Source organism: Holdemanella porci (assembly GCF_009696075.1).
Lineage (GTDB): Bacteria > Bacillota_I > Bacilli_A > Erysipelotrichales > Erysipelotrichaceae > Holdemanella > Holdemanella porci.
In genome coordinates this window covers 1-3299 of record NZ_VUMR01000092.1, presented here as the reverse complement: position 1 = coordinate 3299, position 3299 = coordinate 1, and the positions used below count along the sequence as shown (strand labels likewise).

4 protein-coding genes are annotated in these 3299 nt (G+C 28.5%); all 4 read left to right on the top strand.

Going from position 1 to position 3299, the window contains the following annotated elements:
* Nucleotides 1-142 precede the first annotated feature (142 nt).
* Nucleotides 143-655: a Coenzyme F420 hydrogenase/dehydrogenase, beta subunit C-terminal domain gene (locus FYJ55_RS10340; RefSeq protein WP_326831871.1), complete on the top strand. Its 513-nt coding sequence runs from the start codon at nt 143-145 to the stop codon at nt 653-655.
* Nucleotides 656-1415: 760 nt separating this feature from the next.
* Nucleotides 1416-2138: a YveK family protein gene (locus FYJ55_RS10335; protein ID WP_195836729.1), complete on the top strand. Its 723-nt coding sequence runs from the start codon at nt 1416-1418 to the stop codon at nt 2136-2138.
* Nucleotides 2138-2914: a tyrosine-protein phosphatase gene (locus FYJ55_RS10330; protein WP_154556752.1), complete on the top strand. Its 777-nt coding sequence runs from the start codon at nt 2138-2140 to the stop codon at nt 2912-2914. Before FYJ55_RS10335 ends, FYJ55_RS10330 begins: the two co-directional genes overlap by 1 nt.
* A gap of 2 nt (nt 2915-2916) precedes the next feature.
* Nucleotides 2917-3204 carry a nucleotide-binding protein gene (locus FYJ55_RS10325; protein WP_229771163.1) on the top strand — a complete coding sequence of 96 codons (288 nt, stop codon included), beginning with the start codon at nt 2917-2919 and terminating at the stop codon, nt 3202-3204.
* The last annotated feature ends 95 nt before the right edge of the window (nt 3205-3299 follow it).

The following is a 3299-nucleotide window of genomic DNA, read 5'->3' as shown; positions in this document are numbered from 1 at the left end:
CGTACTACTTAGATTGAAAAATATCTATAAGATCACTCGTTTAAAGGATTTGAAGAACGAATGGTTATTCGCATAAGTGATAAAACGCAAAATTATAGCAAAGTCACCAAATTGCTAGTTAAGCCAAAATCAAAATGGTAAAATTAATTTTATTACTTTCAAAAATAAAAGAAATGGATGGGAATTTCCTAGTACATATGTAAAGTTTGAAGATAAAGAAGTTTCTATAAAACCTTATGCTGATTGGTTTTATATGGGGTTGACTTTACGTAAATCTTGTTATAAGTGTCCTTATACAAAAATAGATAGAAACTCTGATATTACTATTGGTGATTATTGGGGAATTAAAAGTGTTATGCCTGATTTTTATGATGAAAATGGAGTTTCACTGGTAATAACACATACTGAAGTGGGTAATGAATTATTCGATAAAGTCAAAAATAAAATTAATTGGCGAGAAAGTAATCGTAATGATTGTTTGCAACCACGACTTATTTCCCCTGAATCATGTCCGAAAAACAGATCACTATTTTGGCAAGATCTGCAAGAAAAAGGAATGGATTACTGCATAAAGAAATACATTGAAATTAATGAAAATTCAAAAAAAGATAAAATAAAAAGTGTTATAAAAAAAGTATTAAAGAAATTTAATTAAATATTTATTATTTTAATAACCTAATCTGTAATATTGTAATAATTACAATTTAACATTTGATGGGTTATATCTAATCTTCACAACACTAAAAAATGATTTTATAAGAAATCAGAAAATAAATAAGATCAATCAAAAATTGACTAAAGAAGGACTTGAAATTAATACTTTTTAAATCTTAAATGGAGAAGTAAGGAGTAGAAATTATTCATGTAAAACCTCTGCTCCATTTTTATTGGAGATTAGAATTTGAAATATGGGTATTTGGTTATTCAATTAACTTGTTGTATATTTTTTCAAATTTCATGTAAATATATTGCAATATAATATTAAGGATATCAATTAAGTTGAATACGTATATTAATACGAATTAATATGACACTATTATATATTAAACCAAGAAATAATCAAAAGGATGCTAAAAAATCTCAACTTAAAAAAATATATCGTTATCTCTATGGTCTAGAAGTCAGGTGCTAAAAGTTTTAAATATTTCTACTAACTTATGAAAGTAATTTAGATAAAGGGACTTTGCTGATAAAATAATAGCAATATTTTTCTGCATATATTTTTTAATTACTCCTTTATATAAAGAATAAAAGAGAAAATATTAAAAGTTGGCACCCGTTTTTCATACTCTAGAATATTGTTATACACTATTTGATTTTAATTGAAATATAGTTATTATTAATTTTGATTCATGATTTTTAGGATTTTTTTCTTAGATTATGTTTCATTTTGAAAAGTAGGAGGGGAAATGTTTATGACTTTAAACAAAATGACTCGTTATGATGCTAATACAAATGTAATGAATACAGATGTTGATGAAAACGTTATTGATTTATTCGAATTATTTAGAGCAATATTAAAACATATTAAGCTAATTATTGTTTTATGTATATTGTTTGGTGTGGGTGGTTTCTTTGGAACAAAGTTATTAATTGCTCCAACATATACGGCTAGTACATCAATTTATTTAACGCCACAGATTAGTGAGAGTGGTTCTTTAGACTATAATTCGCAGATGGCCAATAGTAAATTGGTTACGAATGTTGTGAATTTATTAACGCAAAATAACATTATGTCTGAGGTAGCTAAGGATGTTGGATTTGAAAGTGCTGATAGTGTTAAAAAGCTTGTTAGTGTTAGTAATGAGTCTAATACTGAGATTATTACTATTTCTGCTACCACTACAGATCCAAAATTATCTAAGGATATCGCAAATGATACTGTAAGTACTTTTATTCGAACAATGCAGAAGAATTTGAATGTTCGTAATATTGAGGTTGTTGATAAGGCTAAATTGTCTTATGTTCCTAGTGGGCCGAATGTTAAGAAGAATACTATGATGGCCGGGGTTGTTGGTTTACTTGTTGGTGTTGGTTATGCAGTATTGAAGTTCTTATTGGATAATCGTTTACGTACAAAGGAAGAGGCAGAAAAGTATTTGGGTATTCCAGTATTCTGCGAGATTCCTGAACTATAATGGCTAAGTATATTGATTTGCATTCTCATATTGCTTGGGGTATAGATGATGGTATGCCTTGTGTTGAGGATGCAGTGAGTTCATTAGAGTCTGCTAAAAAGGATGGTATTGTAGGTATTTGTAGTACACCACATTTTATTCCTGGTCAATTAGATGTTCATATCTATAATGAAATGGTAACTCGTCAATTGGAATTAAGAAAAATGAGTCCTATCCCTATCTATTTTGGTGGGGAGGTTATGATGAATAGTGAATTCATTGAAGGATTAGAATTAGATTTGTATCCTACTTTAAATAGTAGTAAATACATGTTAGTTGAATATAATGTTCTTCGTGATATTCATTCGATTGATTATAGAGATGAATGTTTATATGAATTGAAGATGAAGGGCTTTGTTCCAGTACTAGCTCATATTGAAAGATATTTTCATGATGGATTAGACTATTCAATTATTGATCATTGGGTGGATATGGGTTGTGTTCTACAAATGAATCGTACTTCGATTCTTGGTGTAAATGGAAAGAAAATACAATCGAATGCATTAGATTTATTAGACAATGGATATTGTGATGTAATTTGTACAGATACGCATAGAGCCACAGGAAATCGAATCGAACAATTGAGTGATGTGTATTCATTTGTTTCTAAGCGTATTGGTTCTGAGAATGCGGATATCTTATTTTATGAGAATCCAAAGTTATTATTGAGTAATAAAGAGATATTAAATATAGAGGTTGAAAAGAAAAAGAAACTGTTTGGTTTCTTTGGGAGATAGAAATGGCAAGAAAGAAAAGAAATCAATTTGATGTGGATGAAATCTATCGTGGATTACGTACAAATATTGAATTTAGTCAGATGGATGATGCGATTCAAGTAATCAACGTAGTAAGTACAATTCCAAATGAAGGAAAGAGTACTATAGCTTGTAATTTAGCTCGTATTATGGCAGCTAAATATAAAAATGTGTTATTAATTGACTGTGATTTAAGAAATGCTTCAGTTCATAAAACATTAGGTATTTCAAATCGATCAGGTGGTACTATGTCAAGATTTAAGACAACTTAAATATCTGTTTTTTTAATGTTTATGTTTCAAATATTGTTTTTCAAAATTTTGTGGAGATTCATATTCACAATGTGAGTGAATTCGTGTTGTATTAT